Genomic DNA, 23660 nt, shown 5'->3' on the forward strand with positions numbered 1-23660 from the left:
GCTAGCATTACACAAAGCGTTGCTCCACCCCCACCCTGTAGTCGAAACACGTCCCGTCGGCAAGGGCGAAACCATACAGATCATGATTTATACGCCCGACCGCGAAGACTTGTTCATGCATATTTGTGCTTTTTTTGACCAACACCACCTTAACACCCAAGACGCCCGCATCTACACCACCAACCACGGCTGGGCTTTAGATAGTTTTGTACTGCTTTTACCTCGACATCAGCGTTACTCTACGAACTTTGCCAAGACACTTCAACACCAGTTGTGTACTTTTTTACAGCATCCACAAACCCCATTTGACACCGCTCCCCGCTATCTACCCCAAACACAATCAAGACGTGCACGGGTTTTTCCTATTGCCCCTATTGTGGACATCCAACCAATGAGCCAACCACACACGTGGAAAATCTCTATTGTTTGCGCAGATCGCAAAGGGTTGCTCTATAGCATCGCCCAGGCCTTTACTGCACAACGCATTAACGTAAAATCCGCTAAAATTATGACTTTAGGTGAGCGCGTGGAAGACACGTTCATTGTGCACAGCGATGAACTTCACCACACCGTTTTTTTTAAGCAGTTCGAGCGCGCCTTGCGTTCGGTCCTTTAAGCCATGCTCCATGGAAACCTCCTTATTTTTTGATTTTAGTCGCAGTTTCTTATTTACCATAGCGACTCTACTGCCTATGCTGAATCCACCGGCGGCAGCTCCTATTTTTTTAACACTTACCGAGGGCGCTAGCACATCAGCACGCACTCGCCTCTCTAAAAAAGTCGCAATCAACATCTTTATTATGCTGACGGTAGCCATGATTGCTGGCAATGTGGTGCTGAACTTTTTTGGCATATCTTTGCCGATCATTCGTATTGGTGGCGGCTTACTCGTTATTGCCACAGCATGGCGTTTGGTGAGTGCTTCGGATTTTGATGCAGAGCAAGCGCAGGATATGGCTGAGTCCTACTCATGGGAACATGTGCGGGCCAAAGCCTTTTACCCTCTGACTTTTCCCATGCTCTGTGGCCCAGGGTCACTATCCGCTGCTCTTACTGTGGGCGCCACCTTACACCACAGTAGCGCTGTTGTTGGTGCCACAAAACTAGCCGGTGCCATCCCCGCTGTAGCAGCAGCGGCTTTTGTGGTGTATTTATGTTTACGCTTTGCCTCTCAGTTCTTACACCGTTTAGGCCAAAATGGTACCGCCGTCGTCATGCGACTATCAGCTTTTATTCTGCTTTGTTTAGGCGTGCAAATTGTCTGGGATGGTTTTCACGAAATCGTGTTAGATCTGTTAGTCGAAGCTGCTCATCGCAGCGCTACTGCTCAATAAACCAAGGTTTTTTTTATGCAACAACGCTTTTTTCTTTATACCGCCGTCCTCAGTTTACTCGCCCTGGGGGTTGCACTAATCTCTCAACATGGGTTTGGCTTACGCCCTTGTGCCTGGTGCGTTTTTCAACGTCTCTTATTAGTTGTTTTGTTTTTATTGAGTCTCATCGGATATATTGCTATGGCCTGGCGCCAACTTTGGCTAGGCTTATTGGCTCGGATTTTTATTATTATTACGGCCTACGGTGGCGTAATGGCTGCATGGTATCAGCACTCTGTGGCCGCTAAACTGTTTTCCTGCGATATGAGTTTTGCAGATCAATTCATGATCAACACGGGCTTAGAGTCAAGCATTCCCTGGTTATTTGGGATTTATGCTTCTTGTATGGATGCCACAACGGCTGTGTTAGGGCTGGATTATGCTCTCTGGGCTTTGTTGTTTTTTGCTCTGGTTGGCATTACAAATACCTTTGTGCTCTTTCGTAAAGCCGTTATTTAGTTTTCATTCCACCTAAATCAAAAAGCCCCCCAAGACTGACCTGAGTCGTCTTGAGGGGCGTTTTCTTATTGTTATCAACAAATGCTATGACTCACCACGCTCTTGTTCTAGTTGGTCTAAATCCTCGGCGGTAATATCACCCGTAACATAGTCCGCATCAAAACAAGAAGATTCAAAGCGATCAAAATCCGGATTTAAATCGCGTAAGGCTTGCTCTAAATCATCTAGGTCTTGATAGACTAAGCCATCTACCCCAATTTCCAAAGCAACGTCCTCTACCGTTTTGCCATACGCAATGAGCTCACGCCGTGTAGGCATATCAATACCATACACATTCGGGTAACGAACGGGTGGCGCTGCGGATGCAAAAAAGACTTTATTGGCTCCGGCTGAGCGAGCCATCTCAACAATCTCGCGGCTCGTTGTTCCTCTTACAATGGAATCGTCCACAAGCAATACATTCTTGCCTTTAAATTCCATAGGAATAGCACTCAATTTCTGCCTAACCGATTTTTTACGTACCGCTTGCCCCGGCATAATAAAGGTGCGCCCAATATAACGATTTTTAATAAAGCCTTCGCGATAGTTAAGATTTAACTGTGCAGCCAACTGCATGGCAGACGGACGTGCCGAATCAGGAATAGGCATCACCACATCAATATCCGCTAAACGTAACTGCTTTGCTACCTTGTTCCCCAAATACTCGCCCATTTTCAAGCGTGCATCATACACCGAGACCCCATCCAAGGTAGAATCTGGCCGAGCAAAATAAACGTACTCAAATACACAGGGGGATAACTGAGTGCTTTCTGCGCACTGGTGACGCTGTACATTACCTTTTAAATCAATAAAAATGGCTTCGCCCGGTAACACATCCCGCTCTAAGTGGAAACCACAGCCCGTCACCGCCACTGACTCTGACGCGATCATCCACTCTTTGCCCTCGGGTGTAAGCTGGCTGCCAATGCAAAGTGGTCGAATCCCATTTGGATCCCGAAATGCCACTAAACCGTAATGAGCGATTTGAGCAATCACCGCATAGGCCCCTTTGGCACGGCGATGTACAGCAGTTACTGCATCAAAAATAATATCCGGCGTTAAATCCCCACCATTCGCTGCTCGTTGTAGCTCGTGCGCAAAAACATTGAGCAATACCTCTGAGTCAGAGTTCGTATTAATATGACGACGATCAATGCTAAAAAGCTCCTGGCGTAGCTGACGCCAGTTGCTCAAGTTGCCATTATGCACAAAGCTAATACCAAAAGGGGCATTAACATAAAAAGGCTGCACCTCGTCAGCATTTTCAGCACTATCTGTGGTCGGATAGCGGACATGACCCACGCCCGAATTGCCCACTAAGCTGCGCATATTGCGTGTACGAAATACATCACGGACCAAACCTGGTCCGCGATGAGTGTGAAAAAAGTAATTGTTGTAGGTGGTTATTCCTGCAGCATCTTGGCCTCGGTGCTGTAGCAGCAATAAACTATCGTAAATCAATTGATTTACTGGCCCACGGCCGACGACCCCTACGACTCCTGACATAATGTTCTATCCATAATGTTAATAAGGTAACCACGCAGCCACATCGGGCGGCAAATAGGATTTTATACCTATTATTACATTGATGGCAGTATTTGCTAAGGTGGATTGTTGCCACCACGGCTCAACAGGTAGTTGCGTGTAGCCTGCTACTAAAATCACACCTAAAACTATCACACTACCTTTGGCTAAACCAAATAGAGCGCCAAGACTATGATCCGCTGAGCCTAAACCGGTATGCTCAATCAGCGCATTTAATGCCATATTTAGCAGGCCTACGCCAAGCAAGGCGACAAAAAACGTGGCAATATAACCCACCGCTGTGCGCAATAAGGGCGTAGCAATTAAATTTTCTAACCAACCGCTGGTTTGTGGCCCCCACCAAATCGCTGCCATAAATGCTGCCACATAAGCCACCAGTGACATCAGCTCTTTCATTAAACCGCGAGCAAAGCCTAACACGCTGGTTAGGCCAAGTACGGCGAGCAGTACATAATCAAAGCTATTCACTACTTAGATGAAATAAAGCTATTTTCGTAACCCAAGGAACGTAAGCGAGCTTGAGCGGCTTGAGCGGCTTGGCGGCTCGGAAAGGGCCCCACGCGCAAGCGATAAGCAGGTTTACCTGAAACTGTTGCGGTTTCTACATAAGCATTGCTCACCCCTGCCGCCACAAGTTTAGCGCGTCGTGCATTCGCATCACTTTGTGAAGAGTAAGCACCGATTTGCACCACGACAGCCCCCTGCTGCATTGTAGGTGCTGATGTGGTTTTGGGTGGGGTTCTGCCCTCGAGCAATGCTAAGGCTACCGCCCCGTCATCCGTACGCACAGGAGCTGGTTTGGGCTTTGGCTCTGGTTTAGGTTCGGGTTTCGGTTTTGGTTCAGGTTTTGGTTCTGGCTTAGGCTCGGGTTTTGCTTGAGCTACAGGCTCCACACTAGGGGGCAAAACGGTAGGCTCTGGCTCAGGCACCGTAACGGGCGTTTCGATTAGCCCAGGGTCTTCGGTGTTATCTATTTCCTGCTCGAACACAGGCTGCTCTAAACTTTCAGCAAGACGATATTTTTCTTCTGAAGGTGGAATAATTGATGGAATTACACTTACCACCTGCTCTGGCTCTTGTGTGCTTTTATCACTAATAAGAATAGGAATAAGCACAATTGCTGCTAACACCAGCACTACAGCACCAATCAAACGCCGACGCGCCCGATTACGCAGCTCAATGAGCTGATCATCACTTGAGCTTCGTGCTGTTTTTACTGCTGCCTCTTTACGTGAAAACAGTCCCATTTAAATTTTAAAACCTATAACAAGTCAGTGGGCAAAATAAATCATGAAATGCTATTTTAGCCTCTTTTGAATAAATTACAGTCGCCCTAAGTGCGTTAGCACTGGCCCCACCGCAAAAAATGAGCCAAACACTAAAATTCTATCATTTAGCTGTGCGATCTCTTGTGCTTTTACAAACGCTTGCACCATATCAGTACAACTTTGGATTTGTACTGTGCTCTTATCCACCCTAGGCTGCGAGCTACGCACACCAGGACTTAGGGCTGTAGACCCTGTATTATCGTCTATATCCGGCGCTTGCACGACTTGGTTAACCAATTCTGACAATTCCTCTGCCATCAAGGCTCGAGGCCCGCTTAAACTAGCACACAACCAAATATCGACCCAGGGTGCTAAACGCTGAATCACGGCCTTGGCATCTTTATCTTTGAGCATCCCCACCACAGCAATTGTTTTTGCATGCGGTTGATAAGGCATCTGCTGTAAGTTTTGTGCCAAAGCCCCTGCTGCATGCGGATTATGTGCAACATCCAATATCACGGTAGGCTGCCCCGGTAAAATCTGCATACGTCCAGGCACAGCCGCACGCAACAGCCCCTCGCGTACTGCGCTTGCCGGTATCACTAATTGCATACGCAATGCCTCTAATGCTGCTAAAACAGCCGAAGCATTCAAAAGCTGGTTGACCCCACGCAATGCAGGATACGCCAAAGCGGGACGACGTTGCTCACGCCCGGCAAATGCCCACTGCTGCGCATCGCCTGAATAGTTAAAATCCACGCCAAACTGCCATAAATCAGCCCCTACTTGGCGAGCATAGCGAGCAATCGATGCCGGTGGCATCGGATCAGCACAAATGGCTGGTTTATCAGCACGAAATATATGAGCTTTTTCCCAACCAATTTGCTCTCGGTCATCGCCCAAATACTCCACATGATCAATATCCACACTTGTAATAATGCTGCAATCCGCATCTACCACATTGACGGCATCTAAACGCCCACCTAGGCCGACCTCTAGCAACATCACATCGACGTTTGCGTCCATAAAAGCAGTTAATGCGGCAAGCGTAGAAAACTCAAAGTAGCTCAGGGAAATAGCACCTCGTGCTTGCTCTATGCGCGCAAATTGGGTGGTAATCACTGCGTCTTCAACAGGAGCACCATTAATACGTATACGCTCGTTATAATGCACTAAGTGTGGTGATGTGTACGTCCCCACTCGATACCCAGCCGCTAATAAAATTGCCTCTAGCATCGCACATGTTGAGCCTTTGCCATTGGTCCCACCCACCACAATTTTTAATGCCTTACTCTGCGCAACACCTAAGCTCTGTGCTACCTTGCCGACTCGCTCTAGCCCCATATCAATGACCTGTGGGTGTAAGCGTTCCAGATGAGCTAACCATTGGGATAACGGACTATATTGATCTAAGGTTGTGGTGTTCATAACTGTCATCAAAAAGTAAAAGCGGTAGGCGCCCATCATAGCACCTACCGCTCAAAAAATAACCTATAAATGCGTTATTTACGGCGCGCAGGAGGAATATCCGTACAAGCACCTAACGAGGCGGCCGCTGCCATGCCAACTGACTCCCCTAAAGTGGGATGAGGATGGATAGTTTTGGCAATATCCACTTGATCAGCACCCATCTCAATCGCTAAGACGATCTCGCTAATCAAATCACCAGCACCCACCCCTACGATACCTCCACCGAGAATACGCTTGGTTTCTGCATCGAATAAAAGCTTAGTAAAGCCCTCATCACGATTGTTCGCAATGGCCCGTCCTGAAGCCTGCCAAGGAAACAATCCTTTTTCGATTGCTATACCCTGCGCTTTGGCTTGCTCTTCGGTAAGCCCCACCCAAGCTACCTCTGGATCGGTGTAGGCAACGGAAGGAATCACACGTGCATCAAAGAATGATTTTTGCCCTGCGATTACCTCTGCCGCCACATGACCCTCGTGGACGGCTTTATGCGCTAGCATAGGTTGCCCCACAATATCACCAATGGCATAAATATGCGGTACATTGGTACGCATTTGATTATCAACAGCAATAAAACCGCGCTCATCCACACGTACACCGGCATTTTCAGCGCCGATTTTCTTGCCATTGGGGCTCCGTCCTACCGCCTGCAACACAAGGTCATAGCGCTGGGGTTCATCCGGAGCGCCTTCGCCCTCAAAACGCACCCAAATGCCATCATCCTTGGCCTCAGCAGAGATAGTTTTAGTATTGAGCATAATCTGATCAAAACGATGTTTGTTTTGATTTTGCCATACACGAACTAAATCCCGATCGGCGCCTTGCATCAGACCAGACTGCATTTCCACAACGTCTAAACGTGCACCCAGCCCCGAATAAACCGTACCCATTTCGAGGCCAATAATACCGCCCCCGATAATAAGCATTTTTTCTGGAATGGATTGCAGCTGCAAAGCCCCTGTAGAGTCGACAACGCGAGGGTCGTCTGGAAGAAAAGGCAGTTTCACAGACTCGCTGCCTGCCGCAATAATGGCAGATTTAAACCCAAGTGTCAGTGTTCCTGCTACATTTTCCACTTGAAGCTGATGTGGTCCAATAAAGCGCCCCGTTCCAGTGATGACTTCCACCTTGCGCGCTTTAGCCATGCCGGCCAAGCCTTTGGTTAGTTTTGCAATCACACCGTCTTTGTAGCCGCGCAGGCGCTCTAGATCAATACTCGCTTCGCCAAACTGAATGCCCTGCTCAGACAACGTTTGGGCGGCTTCATACACACCTATGGTATGTAATAGGGCTTTAGAAGGAATGCAGCCTACGTTTAAACACACGCCGCCTAGGGTCAAATAGCGTTCAACCAGAGCTACCTTTAGCCCTAAGTCTGCGGCACGAAAAGCCGCCGAATACCCACCGGGCCCTGATCCCAAGACCACCACATCAAACTGCTGCTCCGATTCAGTCGACACGGGCGCTGCAGCGACTGGCTTAGATGCTGCAGCAGCAGGTGACGCCGTCTCAATGCGCACAATAGCAGAGCCCTCAGAGACTTGATCTCCTACTTGAACCAATACCTCTTTTACCACCCCCGCATGACTGGCGGGGATTTCCATCGAGGCTTTATCGGACTCCACCGTAATCAAACTTTGCTCAAGCTCAATTTGATCGCCCGGCTGCACCAGGACCTCGATCACATCAACGCTTTCAAAGTCACCGATGTTTGGCACGACAATATCTTGTGTACTCATCAATGCGCTCCTTAAAGGACAATGCGACGGAAATCAGCCAATAACTGACCTAAGTACGCATTAAATCGCGCCCCTGCCGCCCCATCAATGACCCGATGATCATACGATAACGACAACGGCAACATCAGCCGAGGCTCAAAGTCTTTACCATTCCAAACCGGCTGCATCGTAGAACGTGATACCCCTAAAATAGCTACCTCGGGAGCATTAATAATAGGAGTAAAGTCTGTACCACCAATACCACCTAAAGAGGAAATGGTAAAGCACCCGCCTTGCATTTGAGCCGCACTCAGTTTGCCATCTCGCGCCAAAGCAGCGAGCTCTGCGGTTTCTTGGGCAATATCCAAAATACCTTTTTTATCGGCATCTTTAATCACCGGTACAACCAATCCATTTGGTGTGTCCGCAGCAAAGCCAATATTGTAGTATTTTTTAAGGACCAGATTATCCCCATCTAGCGAGGCATTAAACTCAGGGAACTGTTTTAAAGCCGCCACACTTGCTTTGATTAAAAAAGCTAGCATCGTCACGCGCACAGCCTGACCTGATTTTTTACCCTCCTCGTTAATTTGCTTACGGAAGGCTTCTAGCTCTGTGATATCGGCCACATCATTATTCGTAACATGCGGAATCATCACCCAGTTACGATGCAAGTTCGCACCAGAAATCTTTTTAATGCGTGATAGTGGCTGGATTTCGGTTTCACCAAAGCGTGCAAAATCCACCTTCGGCCAGGGCAAGACTTGGAAATCACCCGATACCGTTGCAACCCCGGCGGCAGGTGCGGCGCCACCTACGGCCCCACCTGCTAATGCCTGCTTAACAAAATTACGCACATCCTCGGGTTTAATACGACCTTTGCTGCCTGTTCCCTGAACGAGATTTAAGTCTACCCCTAGCTCACGAGCAAACTTACGTACCGACGGTGAAGCATGTGGCAGATTTCGTAAAGGCACATTGGCATCAGCAAAAGAAGAGGTTGGTGACTCGCGCTTAGGTGGGCTAGAGACCATCGCCCCCCCACTGCTTTGCCCCACAATAGCAGAAGGCTTTGACTCCACTTTTGGTGTAGTAGATGTGGCAGGCGCAGGGGCGGGAGCGGGGGCGGCCTTTTGCTCTTTAACCGTATCCGTACCGCTCATGGTTAGCTCTAAGATATCTGAGCCTTCAGACACCTTGTCACCTACCTTAACAAGGATTTTTTGAATCACGCCAGCATGACTCGAAGGCACCTCCATCGATGCTTTTTCTGTTTCGAGAGTAATTAAGCTTTGATCCCGCTCAATCGTATCGCCCTCGCTAACCAAAACCTCGATCACATCCACATCATGCGCATCCCCAATATCAGGAACACGTACCACGACGGTTTTTGTTTCTGTGCTCTCTGCAGCAGCGGTCACTGGCGCCGCTGAAGCGGACTCTACTGGCTGCTCAGCAACAGCTGCACTTGATGTCTGCGCTGTTGCCGAAGCATCAGCACTTTCTAATTCTAAAATCAACGAGCCCTGACGAACTTTATCACCCAACTTGACTTTGATGGATTTCACCACCCCAGCATGGCTAGAAGGGATTTCCATCGAGGCCTTGTCCGATTCCACAGTAATCAAGCTGTCCTCTTGGGCTACCGTATCCCCTTCGTTGACAAGGATCTCGATCACGTCCACATCTTCATCACTGCCAATATCAGGGACAACGACTTCAATAATTTCACTCATGACTTGCTCCCCTCTTTAAACGTGATGAGGATTGGGTTTATTTGGGTTAATCCCGTATTTATCAATGGCCTCAACCACTTTATCCATACTGATTTTGCCTTCGTCTGCTAAGGCGCGTAAAGCACTCAACACCACAAAGTAGCGATCGACCTCAAAGTGAGAACGTAGCTTGGCACGGAAATCCGAGCGACCATAACCATCGGTTCCCAATACACGATACGCTCGGTTTTGCGGAATAAACGCACGAATCTGATCGGCAAAAGCTTTGATATAGTCGGTAGATGCCACAATAGGCCCTTCGGTTTGCTCAAGCTGAGCAGTTACATAGGGCTTAGGCGGTTGGGTATCACGCGGGTGTAGTAGCGCATAACGCTCGCAATCCAAGCCATCGCGGCGCAGCTCTGTAAAGCTAGTAACACTCCACACATCCGAGCCAATCCCCCAGTCTTTTTCAAGCAAGTCTTGCGCAGCAATAACCTCACGCAAAATCGTGCCCGACCCCAGCAGCTGTACGCGGTGTTCGCCGTCCACAGACTTGAACTTATACATGCCGCGCAAAATGCCTTCTTCATCACCCGCTTTTAAACCTGGCTGGGCATAGTTCTCATTCATCAAGGTGATGTAGTAATACACATCCTCTTGTTTTTCCACCATGCGGTATAAACCATCACGGATGATAACGGCTACCTCATGAGCAAAAGTAGGATCATAAGACACGCAATTGGGAATAACAGAAGACTGAATATGGCTATGTCCGTCTTCGTGCTGTAAACCTTCTCCGTTCAATGTGGTGCGACCGGCCGTCCCTCCAAGCACAAAACCACGTGCCTGCATATCACCGGCCGCCCATGCCAAGTCACCAAAACGCTGGAAACCAAACATGGAATAGTAAATAAAGAACGGGATCATGATGCGGTTATTGCTGGAATAGGAAGTAGCCGCCGCAATCCAAGAGCTAAACGCACCAAGCTCATTAATCCCTTCTTGCAGAAGCTGACCGTTTTCCGCTTCGCGGTAGTACATCACCTGGTCTTTATCCACCGGGGTGTATTTTTGCCCTTCAGGAGCATAAATTCCAATCTGGCGGAATAAACCTTCCATCCCAAAAGTACGCGACTCATCCGCTAAAATGGGCACAACGCGTGGTCCCAACTGTTTATCACGTAACAACTGATTTAATACGCGCACAAAAGCTTGTGTAGTGGAAATCTCACGCCCTTCGGCCGTTGGCTCAAGCACTGCTTTAAAAGTATCTAGGCTAGGCGCAGGCAAATGCTCATCGGCTTTTACACGACGTTTTGGTAAGTATCCCCCTAAGGCCTGACGGTGTTCATGCAAATACCGCATTTCAGGCGAGTCTTCGGCGGGTTTAAAGTAAGGAACCTCTTCGAGGCGCTCATCAGGGATTGGGATATTAAAGCGATCACGGAACTCACGTAAGGACTCAACATCCAAGCTTTTTTGTTGATGCGTGGGGTTTTTCGCTTGCCCCACATGCCCCATCCCATAACCTTTAATGGTTTTAGCAAGAATTACCGTAGGCTGGCCTTCGTGTTTAACGGCAGAATCAAACGCGGCATACACCTTATATGGATCATGACCGCCACGATTTAATCGCCAAATATCCTCGTCACTCATGCGACTGACCATCTCAAGCAGCTTGGGATGCTTACCAAAGAAATGTTCGCGCACATAAGCGCCATCATTGGCTTTATAGGCCTGATATTCGCCATCGATGGTGTCTTCCATCACCTGACGTAAAATGCCCTCTTTGTCACGCGCTAATAAAGGATCCCAGTACCCGCCCCAGATCAGCTTGATGACGTTCCAACCACCCCCACGGAATACACCCTCTAGTTCTTGGATGATTTTGCCGTTACCACGTACGGGGCCGTCCAAGCGCTGCAGGTTACAGTTAACCACAAAAATCAGGTTATCCAGTTTTTCTCTTGCCGCTAAGCCAATCGCACCTAAAGATTCTGGCTCATCCATTTCGCCATCGCCCAAAAACACCCATACTTTGCGGCCAGAGGTGTCAGCAATCCCACGAGCGTGTAGGTATTTTAAAAATCGGGCTTGATAAATACCCATCAGTGGCCCTAAACCCATTGATACAGTTGGGAACTGCCAAAAATCAGGCATAAGCTTGGGGTGGGGATAAGAAGAAAGCCCTTTGCCATCGACCTCTTGACGGAAATTATCGAGCTGCTCCTCGGTCAACCGACCCTCTAGGTAAGCTCGCGCATACATGCCAGGAGAGGTATGGCCCTGAAAGTAAACCAGATCCCCGCCTCGACCATCGCTATCGGCTTTCCAGAAATGGTTTTGACCACACTCGATCATGGTCGCCAACGAAGCAAAAGAGGCAATATGACCACCTAAACCACCACCATCTGGAGGCGTTTCTTGGTTGGCTTTAACTACCATTGCCATCGCATTCCAGCGAATGTAGGAACGGATACGCTCCTCTAGGACAGGATCCCCTGGATATTTGGGTTCTAAACCTACAGGAATCGTATTAACGTAAGCCGTATAAGGAGAGAAAGGAATACGTGACCCAGAACGACGCGCTACGTCAGTCAAGCGCTCAATTAAATAGTGGGCTCGAGCCGGACCTTCGCGGTCCAATACGGCTTCTAGAGCCTCTAGCCATTCTTGGGTTTCTAAGGCTTCATCATTATCTACGTGAGCCGAATTATATACTTGATCAAGAGAGGACATAGGGCGTGTCTCCGGTGAATGAATATGAAGTCCGCTCTGACAAAGTTCTGGCATTATTATTCGCGTCTCAAACACTGTCAGATGGCACGAACCGCAAACATAAAAAACGATTTGTTCTTATGCTTGACCTATTCTAGGAAAGAAAAGCAAATGGCTCAAGCAAAATTTCATTTTATGGTAATAGATTTCATATTGCGAAAAGCAACCCATAGCAATACCATAGCATTCACGCTTACAATATTGCTTGGTCTTTTTTATTACTGCTATGGCTAATCACTCTAAAAAGTCTCTCATCCCCTCTACTTTCTACGAGCAAGCACGCCACAACCGGCGCGGCTTTTATTGGCTTACACCGGTTATCGTATTAGTCTTGTATTTATGCGTGATGGGGGCGTTTTTTTGGTTGCAACGGCTGCAACATGACAGTGTCATGTTCATCACCATCGACCAAGAAATCCGACAACAACGCCTGCTTTTGGTGGTGGTTGCCCTGTCGCTGGTGATTATTTTCAGCCTATTAGCTTTATGGCGCTACACGCGTTTTCGCTCCCATGCCGAGGCCGCACTCATCGCAGAAACAGGCTTTAGACGCGCCATGGAAAACTCCATGTCAACGGGGATGCGCGTTTTTGACATGTATGGGCGTATAGCTTACGTCAACCCAGCTTTCTGCCGCATGATTGGCTGGAATGAGGCCGATTTAATCGGACGCACAGCCCCTTTCCCTTATTGGTTACCTGGGCGTCATCAACAACATCAGGAAATTCTCGACCTACTCATGTCGGGTCGCACACCAAGTAGTGGCCTAGAGGTCGAAGCGCAACGGCGTGACGGCTCACGCTTTACTGCCCGCATGTACGTGTCACCTTTACGCGATCCAAATGGCGAGCAAATCGGCTGGATGACCTCCATGACCGATATTACTGAGCCTAAACGGATTCGCGAAGCTCTCACCGCCGCACATGAGCGCTTTATGACCGTCCTAGAGGGCTTGGATGATGCGATTTCTGTTGTAGCAGATACACCCGAAGGCCTAGAGCTGCTTTTTGCTAACCGTACTTACCGTCGTATTTTCGGCGCTCAACCCAATGGGCATGCTGAGCTTATGGGGGGGCGATTAGGACGCTTTACCGATGAAACCGTCGAAACTTTTTCCTTATCCGCTCAGCGTTGGTTTGAGGTCCACCACCGAATGCTAGCTTGGACGGACGGCCGACGGGTACGGCTACAAGTGGCTCGCGATATTACTGAGCGGCGCCAACACGAAGAAGCGTCTCGCATTCAACAAGAAAAAGTCCAGCTCACCAGTCGTCTTACTACCATGGGAGAAATGGCATCCTCTCTGGCTCATGAGTTAAACCAGCCCCTAACGGCGATTAGCAATTACAGCATGGGGGCAGTGGCTATGGTAAAATCAGGGCGATACAATCCGGAAACATTAATTGACGCGCTCGAAAAAGCAGCTGCCCAGGCAGAGCGCGCAGGTAAAATCATTAGTCGCATTCGCGAATTTGTAAAACGCAGTGAACCTCGTCGCCAACAGGTTCCATTAGCTCAAATTCTTGATAATGCGGTGGCTTTTGCTGATATTGATGCCCGCAAACGGCAAATTAAAATTGAAGTCAGCTTACCTACCCCCATTCCGGATGTATTAGCTGATCCCATTTTAATTGAACAGGTGTTATTAAACCTGCTCAAAAATGGGGTCGAGGCGATGGAAAATAGTGATTATCCTATTTTGCACGTCTACGTTACCCCACTCGAAGGTAACTTACTTGAAATCGCTGTCGTCGATAGAGGCTATGGTCTAAAAGACCCTGAGCGTTTATTTGAGCCTTTTTACAGCACAAAAAACGAAGGTTTAGGCATGGGCTTAAATATCTGTCGTACTATTATCGAATCCCATCATGGGCGTCTCTGGGCCACAGATAATCCAGATGGCGGTACGATTTTCCGTTTTACTCTGCCCTGTGCCCACCCCTCACAAAACACAACCACGCATTCCGAGGAGATTCAAGCATGAGTAGTACCCAAATGTCTTGCACTGTATTTATCGTAGATGATGACGAAGCCGTGCGTGACTCGCTCCGTTGGCTACTTGAAGCCAATGGTTATCGCGTCAAATGTTTTGCGGCGGCCGAAGAGTTTTTACAGCACTACGATGCCGAGCAAGTTGGCGTACTCATTGTCGATGTGCGTATGCCCGGCATGAGTGGTTTAGAGCTTCAAGAAGCGCTCATCGCCCGCAAAGCGCCTTTACCCATGGTCTTTATCACCGGACACGGTGATGTCCCAATGGCAGTCAGCACCATGAAAAAAGGGGCTGTGGATTTCTTAGAAAAGCCTTTTAACGAGGCTGATCTACGGGCTATTGTGGCGCGCATGATTGACCAAGCCATTGAGCTTGCCGATCAAGCCGCTCAGCAGCGTAATCACGAGCAGGTCTTATCCCGTTTAACCGCACGTGAGCAACAAGTCCTTGAGCGTATTGTTGCTGGCCGCCTGAATAAACAAATCGCAGGCGATCTTAATATCAGTATTAAAACCGTAGAGGCGCACCGCGCCAATATTATGGAAAAACTGGAAGTCACCACGGTGGCCGATTTAATGAAAATTGCTTTAGCAAAAACCGGAGAAAACTAAAATGAGTTCTAGCAGTGCGCGCCCTATCGATGGCAAAGCATTAGCACAGCGTGTACGTGCCGAAGTCGCACAACGTGTTGAAAAACTAAAAACCCAAGGGATCACCCCGGGCCTAACCGTTGTGCTCGTCGGCGAAGATCCTGCCTCACAAGTCTATGTGCGCAATAAGGCCCTAGCTTGTGAAAAAGCAGGCATGAAATCCGATGTGATCCGCCTTCCTGCCACGACCTCTCAGGCCGAACTGCTAGCGCTTATTGACCAGCTCAATCAAGACCCCACTGTGCATGGTATTTTGGTGCAGTTACCTCTCCCAGATTCCCTCGATGAACACGCTGTGATCGAGGCCATTGCCGCCACAAAGGACGTGGACGGTTTTCATATTAGCAATGCTGGACTCTTATTAACTGGCAAACCACTTTTCCGCCCTTGTACCCCTTACGGGGTCATGAAAATGCTCGAGGACGAACAGGTGAATCTGCGTGGTGCCGAAGCCGTGGTAATCGGTGCAAGCAATATCGTGGGTAAGCCCATGGCATTGATGCTACAAGCCGAAGGAGCAACGGTCACCATCTGTAACAGCAAAACCAAAGATCTTGCTGCTCACACCCGCCGTGCTGATGTACTGGTGGTCGCTGTAGGCCGCCCCCAAATGATCACCGGGGACATGGTTAAACCTGGCGCTGTTGTTATTGACGTAGGCATTAACCGTCTCGAATCCGGCAAGCTAGTGGGCGATGTGGATTATGACTCTGTCGCTCAAGTCGCCAGTGCTGTTACCCCTGTGCCTGGTGGTGTTGGCCCCATGACCATTGCCATGCTGCTCGTCAACACCGTTGAAGCAGCCGAACGTCTTATTTAATTTTTACTACCATCATGATGACCAATCCTTTGCTTGCACCCATTACTGAACTCATTGATTATGCAGCGATTCAAGCTGATCATGTTGAGCCGGCGATCACTCAACTACTGCAACAAGCACGTCAAGCAGTAGAGCAGATCGCACAACAGTCAACACCGACATGGGAGAGCACTGTTCCTGCCTTACATCTCGCCACAGAACAATTGTGGCGTGCTTGGACGGTTGTAGGACACTTGGATTCGGTCATCAATAGCCCCGCTTTGCGCGATGCCAAAAACCAATGTTTGCCGCACATCACCGAGTTCTCTACATGGATGGGGCAGCACCAAGGCTTGTATCAGCAATACCTTGCACTATCGCAAAGCCCTGATTATGCCCATTACAATGCAGAGCAAAAGCGCACCATTGAGCTTGCTTTACGCGATTTCCGTTTAGGCGGGGTTGAGCTCCAAGGCCAAGCGCGGCAACGCTATGGCGAAATCACGGAGCAACAGGCGCTGGCCTCACAGCGTTTTTCTGAAAATGTGCTTGACAGCATGGATCAATGGGCCCTTTATATTACAGATGCCTCCCAGCTAGCTGGGATCCCAGCTGACGCCCAAGCCGCCTTTGCACAAGCCGCTGCAGCCGATGGCAAACCGGGCTGGAAAATCACTCTAAAAATGCCAAGCTACCTACCCGTCATGCAATATGCAGACAACCGCGAGCTACGGCAAACCCTCTACAAGGCCTATGCCACCATCGCTTCCGATCAAGCAGAAAACACCGATTTAGATAACTCTGACGTGATTGAGCAACTGCTACGATTACGTGCGGAAAAAGCCAAGTTACTCGGCTATGACAGTTTTGCTGATCTACGCCTAGAAACACGCATGGCAGATAATGCTCACCAAGTTATTGACTTTCTCAACGATTTAGCTCGACGCGCCCTTCCTTTTGCACAACGTGATCTAGAGCAGCTTAAAGCGCACGCACAACAACTGGGGATCGCGGATTTTCAACCTTGGGATGCGGCCTATGTTTCAGAAAAACTGCGTCAGTCACAATATAATTATTCCGAGGACGAGGTCAAACAATACTTTACCGAGCCCCAAGTCCTCAACGGCTTATTTGATGTCGCTCAGCGGCTCTTTGGTGTAGAGTTCAAGCCCGCTACTTTATCGGTTTGGCATCCCGATGTAAAAGCGTACGAAGTACATAATCAACATCAGCAAGCAATCGGCTATTTGTATATCGACTTATATGCACGCTCTGGTAAACAGGGGGGAGCATGGGTTAATAGTGAGCGTTCTCGCCGTTATCACCCAGATGGTCTTTATTTGCCTGTTACCTATTTGATATGCAATTTTAGTGCCCCTCAAGACAACAAGCCGGCTTTATTAACACACGATGATGTGATCACGCTTTTCCACGAAAGCGGTCATGCGCTACACAACCTATTATCCACCGTCGATGAGCCCGACGTTTCCGCCTTTGCTGCAGTGGAATGGGATGCCATTGAGCTTCCCTCTCAGTTCATGGAGAATTTCTGCTGGGAATACCCCGTGCTTAAAACGCTTTCCGCACACGTGGATACGCAAGAGCCGCTACCCTTAGCCCTCTATCAAAAACTTGTCGCCGCCAAAAACTTCCAAAGCGGTATGCAAATGGTGCGTCAAATTGAATTTGCCTTGTTCGATATGCTGATTCACCATCAATCCCGTGGGCTAACCATCCAAGAGGTCCTACAAACCTTAGATCAAGTTCGCAACGAGGTAGCGGTAATTATTCCCCCAGCTTGGCATCGCTTCCCCCATGCCTTTTCACACTTATTTGCGGGGGGCTACGGGGCGGGTTATTACAGCTACAAGTGGGCAGAGGTTCTCTCGGCCGATGCCTATGCAGCGTTTGAGGAAAATGCTACAACCACTGCTGATGGCAGCCGTGACACGCTGGACCCGGCTACCGGAGCACGGTTCCGCGATGAAATCCTAGCAGTCGGGGGGGTACGCCCGGCGGCACAAAGCTTTGTCGCTTTCCGCGGTCGCGAACCCTCGGCTGAAGCCTTATTACGCCATAGCGGACTCAGTGAAGACGCGGCTTAATCTCAAGGAGCAATCATGTCCAGCCCTCTTCGTTTATTATCCGTGATTCTGGCGCTGTGTATGCTGAGTTTAACCCAAATAAGTCTAGCTAGCTCACAGATTCACCCAGTACGGGGCTTTATGCCAGATCTTAAATTCACGTTAAATGCCGCCAACCAAACGGTCTTAACCGAAAAAGATATGCGCGGCAAAGTCGTACTGATGTTTTTCGGTTACGCTAATTGTCCCGATATTTGCCCAACTTCCATGGCGCAATTAGCGGATGTGATGGAAAAACTCGGTGATGACGCACAGCATGTACGCATTTTATTCGTTAGTGTCGACCCTCACCGTGACACACCCGATATGCTGCAAGAATACGTGGAAAATTTCGATGACCGTTATGCTATTGGGCTTACCGGCACAGAAAAACAAATCGCCGACCTGGCGCGTCGTTATCGGGTTGCCTATCAAATTGAAAAGCCTCGCTCCGCTAATCCCAATGACTACGAGGTATCACACAGTCGAGGCGTCTATTTTTTTGATGCCAAAGGCAAAGCACGTTATTTAGCCTCTGACTCCGAAGAAGTCGAAGCACTTGTAGAAAAAGTACGTGCCATCTTATAAATGCCCAATAAAAAAGCTCAACAGACGTTGAGCTTTTTTGCGGTTAAAACACTTTTTACTCTACGCGCGCGCCGCGTAATGCTGTACGTAACCCCTCTTCCAACACGGGATGATAAAACGGCATCGCCAGCATTTGCTCAATGGTTAGCTCCATCTGCAAGCACCACGCTAATAAATGCGCCATATGCTCAGCAGCTGGCCCTAGCATCTCTGCTCCTAAAAAACGGCCATTTTCTTTATCCGCATACACGCGTAGACGCCCACAGTTTTTTAACATGACGCGTGCACGACCTTGATTCGCAAAATTGACCTCGCCAATCTGTGTTCGCGCTAAATCCAAATCCTTATAGGCGCAACCTACTTTCATAATCTGAGGGTCTGTAAAGACAATACCCATCGGCGCACGCCGTGCTACGGCAACTGGCGCTTGAGGCCAATGCGCCGCATTCATTCCTGACTGGTACCCGTCATCCGCCGCTTCGTGCAAAATAGGATGTTGATTATTGGCATCACCAGCAATAAAAATAGCTGTATTTTTGATTTGTAAGGTCTCCGTATCAAACAACGGCATCCCTTTTTCATCTAGCTCAGCTGATGTATTCTCTAAACCAAGCCCTTGCACATTGGGTATACGACCTGCTGCACTCAAAACAAAATCTGCTGTCACATGGTGTGTCTGGCCATTTTGTTCATAATGCACTACCACCTGATTATCTTTAAGCTCCGTAGCTGTTACCGTAGCATTCGCTTCTAGGGCAAACTCACAACAAAATGCTGCGCGCGCGGCTTCTCGTACCTCTGGATCTGTGATACCCCCTACCGTATCACTCCGATTCAGCAGGGTGGTTTTTACGCCTAAGCGGCTAAGAGCTTGGCCTAATTCTAAACCAATCACACCGGCCCCAACCACTACAATACGCTGGGGTAAATCCTCCCACTCAAACACATCATCATTAATCACCAGTCGGTCACCAGCGGCCAAAAGTGCTTTGGGAATAAAAGAAGTAGAACCCGTTGCTATCACAAAACTTTGGGCTTGAATTTGCGTGTGCTCATCTACTTGTACTGTTTGGTCATCCAAAAATTTAGCATAGCCTACGACCTTATCGTCCGCAGGAAACGCTTCTACATCACTTAACACAAAGCTCACAAAGCGATCCCGTTCACTTTTAACCCGCTGCATCACCTGTTTGCCATCAATGCGCACCGTGCCATCCACATGGACACCAAAGGCAGACGTATGTTGCGCTTGGTGCGCCGCATCGGCCGCGGCAATTAATAGTTTAGAAGGCATACACCCCACCCGGGCACATGTTGTCCCAAAAGCCCCTCCTTCAACTAAAATGGCTTTTTTCCCTGCTCGGGTTGCCGCCCGATAAGCAGTCATTCCTGCTGTTCCAGCACCTATAATGACTACATCAGCCTGACGTTTTTGCATAAACGGTTCCTTTGTGATTAACAATGCATAAAATCAACGCAATCGAGCGGCAAAAACACCCTGCCGCTCTGGACGATACAAAAATCGCCCTTATGCTACGTTCGGGGTATAACCAGCCTCTTGTAGCAGCAGCAAGACCGCTGCCTCATCTAATTGCATCGTCTCTACCGTCACCTGATGCGTCTGCGTGTCAGCATGAACCTGAGCATCAGCGTCCGCAGCCTGTACGGCTTGTGTGATCATTTTTACACAATGCCCACATGTCATATCGGGCACAATAAAAGTATGTTTCATCGCTTTTTTCCTACAAGTAAATCCATCGTGTAGTCCTTATGCTACCCAGCATAACATTTCACTACAACTACCCTATCATAATCTTCTCTTTATTATTTGACCTTCACCTAAGGTAAAGGTTCATACTAAAATAAAGCAAATCATATCGAGGTATCCATGACACAACAGGAAGGCGTCCAATTAGCGGTGCACGGCATGAATTGTGCCGCATGCGTACGGCACGTAGAAAATGCGCTGAAAGCAATCGAAGGCGTGGACCAAGCTTTTGTCAATTTAGCAACGGCCAAAGCCTATGTCACTCTGGCACCGCATGCCAGGGTTGCCCACACAACGCTCATTCAGGCTATTCAGAAAAAAGGCTTTGAAGCACAACTCTTAAATGAAAGTAATGAGCTCAACGCTCCAGCAGAAAATCAAAAAGCCCTCGCCAAAGAGGCCCAACAAAAAAAACAAGCGTTTCTCCTTGCGCTGATTCTAACCCTACCTGTTTTTATCAGTGATATGGGCAGCCATCTCATTGCCCCCTTTGCCCATTGGTTACACCAACAAATCTCACCTTATGCCCTTGGTCTCATGCAGGCCTCACTCGCCACACTGGTTATGGTAGTACCAGGACGTGATTTTTTTCTGCTTGGCTTCAACGCCTTGTGGCAGCGACAGCCTGATATGAATAGCTTAGTCGCCGTCGGTGCAGGCAGTGCTTGGCTTTATTCAATGGTGGCTTTATTTGCTCCCTTCCTCTTACCAGCAGGAGCCAACCATTTGTATTTTGAAGCGGCTGCGGTGGTAATCACTCTCATTTTGCTAGGTAAATACCTAGAAGCACGTGCCAAAGGTCAAACTGGTGAAGCCATCAATCAGCTTTTACGTCTACAGAGCCGCTTTGCCCGTGTATGGCGCCAAGAACAGTGGTTGGATTTACCAATTGATCAAATAATGATTGGTGATCGCATTTTAGTGCGCGCCGGAGAAACCATTCCTCTCGATGGTAAAATCCTCCAAGGCCAAAGCCATGTAAACGAAGCTATGATTACCGGTGAATCCATGCCCGTTTATAAAAGCACAGAGGATACCGTTATTGGCGGTACACTAAATGGCAATGGTCCTTTAGAAATTCACGTCACCCATCTGGCCAATCAATCTACCTTGGCCACGATTATCCGTATGGTGGAGTCAGCACAGGCCACTAAGCTACCTGTACAAAATCATGTTGATCGCATCACGGCTTGGTTTGTACCCACTGTCCTCGCTATTGCCGGTGCTGTTTTTATCGGTTGGGCCATATGGGGGCCTGGTTTAAATTATGCGGTAGTCAATGCCGTTGCCGTTCTTATTGTTGCCTGCCCATGTGCGATGGGTTTAGCCGTACCCACTTCTATTATGGTGGCGACAGGCCGTGCCGCTCAGCTCGGAGTACTCTTTAGACAGGGCGATGCGCTTCAACAATTAGCCTCTGTGCAGTTAATTGCTTTTGACAAAACAGGCACGCTCACTTTAGCTCAGCCGGTAGTTCAGGATCTATTTTTTAACGAAGACATTGACGCGACACGGACGCTTAGCCATATTGCCTCCTTACAACAGCATTCTGAGCACCCCATCGCCACGGCCTTAGTCAATGCGGCTCAAGCGAAGTCCTTACCACTTTCTGCACCCAGCCAGTTTCACACCCATACAGGCTTGGGCGTTAGCGCCCAAGTCGAGCAACATCACTATTATCTTGGCTCGGCGGCCCTGATGGCGCAACAAGGCTTGCAACCCAGCGCTGCGCAAAAAAATCAATTTGAACAATTAGCCGAACAAGGGAAAACTGTCATTTATGTGGCGCGAGACCAAGATATTATTGGGGTCATCGCCATTATGGACGCCATCCGCCCCGAAGCTGCTGCTGCCATTCAGCAATTACATCAGCTAGGTATAAAAACGGCTATGATTACAGGCGACCATATCCTAACAGCGCATCATGTCGCCAATGCACTCAGCATCGATGTGGTGTATGCTCAAACCCAACCCGGTGATAAAGCGCAAATTATTAAACAGCTGCAAGCCAATTATGGTACGGTAGCCTTTGTCGGCGATGGCATTAATGATGCACCCGCGCTCGCCCAAGCCGATGTTGGTATTGCAGTAGGCGCAGGTACAGATGTAGCAATCGAATCTGCTAACGTGGTTTTGCTGAATAATGATCTTGGCACCACCAGTGCAGCCGTACGGCTTTCTCAAGCTACCTTACGCAATATTAAACAAAATCTTTTTTGGGCGTTTGCTTACAATATTGCCCTTATTCCGCTAGCCGCGGGTTTGTTATTGTGGCTAACTGGGCACGTATTTTCCCCTGTCTATAGTGCATTAGCGATGGCATTTTCCAGTGTGTTTGTTGTAACAAATGCACTTCGTTTAAAACGCCTTCGTGTCAATCCATCATGACCTATTACAGTATCCGTCAGGCCGCTGAACACAGCGGGCTGACACCAAAGATGATTCGCGACTATGAGCAAAAAGGCTTGTTAGTCAATATACGCCGTAATGATGCTGGGTATCGCTTATATACCGAGCAGGATTTACATACATTATTTTTTATCGCCCATGCCCGTACTTTAGGATTTTCGCTAAAACAAATCGCTGAGTTGGTCGCCTTATGGCAAAACCCAACACGCAGCAGTGCAGATGTTAAAGCCTTAGCACAAAGCCATATACAAACCTTGGAACAAAAAGCGCAACAATTGCATGAAATGGCAAACAGCTTACGCCAGCTTGTTCATCAATGCCATGGTGATGAGCATCCTGACTGCCCAATATTAAAGGGCTTAGAAAAGCCCTTTAATTCTCTCGATTAAGCTAAGTCAGGCTCCCAGTCGGTAACATGGTCCGCTACCGCAGGACGCTCTTTTTGTGCTACAGGCTCTTGCAATGAGCCAATCACAACAAAGCCCAAAAATTCATATTCTAAAGGGTCAAAACCTAAGGCTTCGGGCACGGCATCGGTATATGTCCCAATACCTGTGCTCCAAAATGCACCAAAACCCAAAGCATGCGCTGCATTCAGGATATTCATCACAGCCGCCCCCGTAGCGAGCAACCGCTCATGTTGTGGGATACGATCATTACTATGATCCACATAGGACCCCACCGCTAACACTAAAGGCGCGCGCCCTAACCACTCACGCATGTTTTTTTCTTTGTTTTCAGCTAATGGACGCCCCTCATCTGCCATGGCTTTAACCGCCAAGTCAGCTAAATGCGCAATGTTTTCCCCTTGAATGCGCTTAAAGCGCCAAGGGCGTAGACGCCCATGATCAGGAGCACACATTGCCGTCGCAAGTATCTGCTGCAACTGCGCCTCAGTCGGGCCAGGCCCCGTAATCGCTTTTGTGGAGTTACGGGATAATAATACAGAAATCACATCAGACATC

At 48.6% G+C, this 23660-nt stretch carries 19 protein-coding genes and 1 pseudogene; 10 read left to right on the forward strand and 10 right to left on the reverse strand.

All coding sequences use genetic code 11. The features are described from left to right. The 3 genes and pseudogenes from Q1V74_RS04625 to Q1V74_RS04635 all read left to right on the forward strand — a co-directional run. A pseudogene (locus Q1V74_RS04625) lies at positions 1–616 on the forward strand (bifunctional uridylyltransferase/uridylyl-removing protein); the annotation flags it as partial. 10 nt (positions 617–626) lie between these two features. After that, positions 627–1334, forward strand: coding sequence for a MarC family protein (locus Q1V74_RS04630; protein ID WP_260648695.1), 708 nt, complete (start codon positions 627–629; stop codon positions 1332–1334). Positions 1335–1349: 15 nt separating this feature from the next. Continuing rightward, positions 1350–1832, forward strand: a complete 483-nt coding sequence (locus tag Q1V74_RS04635) for a disulfide bond formation protein B (RefSeq protein ID WP_300647267.1) — start codon at positions 1350–1352, stop codon at positions 1830–1832. 84 nt (positions 1833–1916) lie between these two features. On the opposite strand, the gene purF is transcribed toward Q1V74_RS04635, so the two are convergent. From purF to aceE, 7 genes are all read right to left on the reverse strand, one after another. Next, the gene (purF, locus tag Q1V74_RS04640) at positions 1917–3377 is read right to left on the reverse strand and encodes an amidophosphoribosyltransferase (protein ID WP_300647269.1); all 1461 of its coding nucleotides are present in this window, start codon (positions 3375–3377) and stop codon (positions 1917–1919) included. An 18-nt stretch (positions 3378–3395) separates the two neighbouring features. Beyond that, on the reverse strand, positions 3396–3884 hold the full coding sequence (locus tag Q1V74_RS04645) for a CvpA family protein (RefSeq protein ID WP_300647270.1): 489 nt from the start codon (positions 3882–3884) through the stop codon (positions 3396–3398). Further along, entirely contained in the window at positions 3884–4663 is a 780-nt protein-coding gene (locus tag Q1V74_RS04650; protein ID WP_300647271.1) for an SPOR domain-containing protein, read from the reverse strand. The genes Q1V74_RS04645 and Q1V74_RS04650 overlap by 1 nt, the downstream gene beginning before the upstream one ends. Positions 4664–4738: 75 nt before the next feature. Beyond that, positions 4739–6112: a bifunctional tetrahydrofolate synthase/dihydrofolate synthase gene (gene folC, locus Q1V74_RS04655; RefSeq protein ID WP_300647272.1), complete on the reverse strand. Its 1374-nt coding sequence runs from the start codon at positions 6110–6112 to the stop codon at positions 4739–4741. A gap of 74 nt (positions 6113–6186) precedes the next feature. After that, entirely contained in the window at positions 6187–7893 is a 1707-nt protein-coding gene (lpdA, locus tag Q1V74_RS04660) for a dihydrolipoyl dehydrogenase (RefSeq protein ID WP_300647273.1), read from the reverse strand. 8 nt (positions 7894–7901) lie between these two features. Then, a complete protein-coding gene (gene aceF, locus Q1V74_RS04665) occupies positions 7902–9605 on the reverse strand; it encodes a dihydrolipoyllysine-residue acetyltransferase (RefSeq protein WP_300647274.1) in 1704 nt (567 codons plus the stop codon). A gap of 15 nt (positions 9606–9620) precedes the next feature. Further along, entirely contained in the window at positions 9621–12326 is a 2706-nt protein-coding gene (gene aceE / locus Q1V74_RS04670; protein WP_300647275.1) for a pyruvate dehydrogenase (acetyl-transferring), homodimeric type, read from the reverse strand. 265 nt (positions 12327–12591) lie between these two features. On the opposite strand from aceE, the gene Q1V74_RS04675 reads away from it, so the two are divergent. The 5 genes from Q1V74_RS04675 to Q1V74_RS04695 are packed head-to-tail and all read left to right on the forward strand — an operon-like array spanning position 12592 to position 18518. Next, positions 12592–14349, forward strand: a complete 1758-nt coding sequence (locus tag Q1V74_RS04675; protein WP_260648686.1) for a PAS domain-containing sensor histidine kinase — start codon at positions 12592–12594, stop codon at positions 14347–14349. After that, a complete protein-coding gene (locus tag Q1V74_RS04680; protein WP_260648685.1) occupies positions 14346–14969 on the forward strand; it encodes a response regulator transcription factor in 624 nt (207 codons plus the stop codon). Before Q1V74_RS04675 ends, Q1V74_RS04680 begins: the two co-directional genes overlap by 4 nt. Before the next feature lies 1 nt (position 14970). Next, positions 14971–15828: a bifunctional methylenetetrahydrofolate dehydrogenase/methenyltetrahydrofolate cyclohydrolase FolD gene (gene folD / locus Q1V74_RS04685; RefSeq protein ID WP_260648684.1), complete on the forward strand. Its 858-nt coding sequence runs from the start codon at positions 14971–14973 to the stop codon at positions 15826–15828. Positions 15829–15842: 14 nt separating this feature from the next. Next, positions 15843–17912: a M3 family metallopeptidase gene (locus Q1V74_RS04690; protein ID WP_300647276.1), complete on the forward strand. Its 2070-nt coding sequence runs from the start codon at positions 15843–15845 to the stop codon at positions 17910–17912. Positions 17913–17927: 15 nt separating this feature from the next. After that, positions 17928–18518 carry an SCO family protein gene (locus Q1V74_RS04695; RefSeq protein ID WP_300647278.1) on the forward strand — a complete coding sequence of 197 codons (591 nt, stop codon included), beginning with the start codon at positions 17928–17930 and terminating at the stop codon, positions 18516–18518. Between the two features lie 55 nt (positions 18519–18573). Here Q1V74_RS04695 and Q1V74_RS04700 read toward each other — a convergent pair whose 3' ends face one another. Both Q1V74_RS04700 and Q1V74_RS04705 read right to left on the reverse strand, forming a co-directional pair. Beyond that, complete coding sequence (locus Q1V74_RS04700; protein WP_300647279.1) at positions 18574–19956, reverse strand: dihydrolipoyl dehydrogenase; 1383 nt, start codon at positions 19954–19956, stop codon at positions 18574–18576. 90 nt (positions 19957–20046) lie between these two features. Further along, on the reverse strand, positions 20047–20250 hold the full coding sequence (locus Q1V74_RS04705; protein ID WP_300647280.1) for a heavy-metal-associated domain-containing protein: 204 nt from the start codon (positions 20248–20250) through the stop codon (positions 20047–20049). A gap of 156 nt (positions 20251–20406) precedes the next feature. Here Q1V74_RS04705 and Q1V74_RS04710 point away from each other — a divergent pair, with 156 nt between their 5' ends. After that, a complete protein-coding gene (locus Q1V74_RS04710) occupies positions 20407–22674 on the forward strand; it encodes a heavy metal translocating P-type ATPase (protein ID WP_300647281.1) in 2268 nt (755 codons plus the stop codon). Continuing rightward, positions 22671–23084 carry a Cu(I)-responsive transcriptional regulator gene (gene cueR / locus Q1V74_RS04715; protein ID WP_300647282.1) on the forward strand — a complete coding sequence of 138 codons (414 nt, stop codon included), beginning with the start codon at positions 22671–22673 and terminating at the stop codon, positions 23082–23084. Before Q1V74_RS04710 ends, cueR begins: the two co-directional genes overlap by 4 nt. Here the strand turns inward: cueR and Q1V74_RS04720 are convergent. Further along, positions 23081–23659, reverse strand: coding sequence for a nitroreductase (locus Q1V74_RS04720; protein WP_300647283.1), 579 nt, complete (start codon positions 23657–23659; stop codon positions 23081–23083). The genes cueR and Q1V74_RS04720 overlap by 4 nt on opposite strands. Between the last annotated feature and the right edge of the window lies 1 nt (position 23660).

It is taken from the genome of Paenalcaligenes sp., assembly GCF_030152715.1.
Taxonomy (GTDB): Bacteria; Pseudomonadota; Gammaproteobacteria; order Burkholderiales; family Burkholderiaceae_B; genus Paenalcaligenes; species Paenalcaligenes hermetiae.

Bases quoted from the DNA above. Each gene is read 5' to 3' on its own strand.
- Q1V74_RS04630 (WP_260648695.1), top strand. From the start codon at position 627: ATGGAAACCTCCTTATTTTTTGATTTTAGTCGCAGTTTCTTATTTACC.
- Q1V74_RS04635 (WP_300647267.1), top strand. From the start codon at position 1,350: ATGCAACAACGCTTTTTTCTTTATACCGCCGTCCTCAGTTTACTCGCC.
- purF (WP_300647269.1), bottom strand. From the start codon at position 3,377: ATGTCAGGAGTCGTAGGGGTCGTCGGCCGTGGGCCAGTAAATCAATTG.
- Q1V74_RS04650 (WP_300647271.1), bottom strand. From the start codon at position 4,663: ATGGGACTGTTTTCACGTAAAGAGGCAGCAGTAAAAACAGCACGAAGC.
- folC (WP_300647272.1), bottom strand. From the start codon at position 6,112: ATGAACACCACAACCTTAGATCAATATAGTCCGTTATCCCAATGGTTA.
- aceF (WP_300647274.1), bottom strand. From the start codon at position 9,605: ATGAGTGAAATTATTGAAGTCGTTGTCCCTGATATTGGCAGTGATGAA.
- aceE (WP_300647275.1), bottom strand. From the start codon at position 12,326: ATGTCCTCTCTTGATCAAGTATATAATTCGGCTCACGTAGATAATGAT.
- Q1V74_RS04675 (WP_260648686.1), top strand. From the start codon at position 12,592: ATGGCTAATCACTCTAAAAAGTCTCTCATCCCCTCTACTTTCTACGAG.
- Q1V74_RS04680 (WP_260648685.1), top strand. From the start codon at position 14,346: ATGAGTAGTACCCAAATGTCTTGCACTGTATTTATCGTAGATGATGAC.
- folD (WP_260648684.1), top strand. From the start codon at position 14,971: ATGAGTTCTAGCAGTGCGCGCCCTATCGATGGCAAAGCATTAGCACAG.
- Q1V74_RS04690 (WP_300647276.1), top strand. From the start codon at position 15,843: ATGATGACCAATCCTTTGCTTGCACCCATTACTGAACTCATTGATTAT.
- Q1V74_RS04695 (WP_300647278.1), top strand. From the start codon at position 17,928: ATGTCCAGCCCTCTTCGTTTATTATCCGTGATTCTGGCGCTGTGTATG.
- Q1V74_RS04700 (WP_300647279.1), bottom strand. From the start codon at position 19,956: ATGCAAAAACGTCAGGCTGATGTAGTCATTATAGGTGCTGGAACAGCA.
- Q1V74_RS04705 (WP_300647280.1), bottom strand. From the start codon at position 20,250: ATGAAACATACTTTTATTGTGCCCGATATGACATGTGGGCATTGTGTA.
- Q1V74_RS04710 (WP_300647281.1), top strand. From the start codon at position 20,407: ATGACACAACAGGAAGGCGTCCAATTAGCGGTGCACGGCATGAATTGT.
- cueR (WP_300647282.1), top strand. From the start codon at position 22,671: ATGACCTATTACAGTATCCGTCAGGCCGCTGAACACAGCGGGCTGACA.
- Q1V74_RS04720 (WP_300647283.1), bottom strand. From the start codon at position 23,659: ATGTCTGATGTGATTTCTGTATTATTATCCCGTAACTCCACAAAAGCG.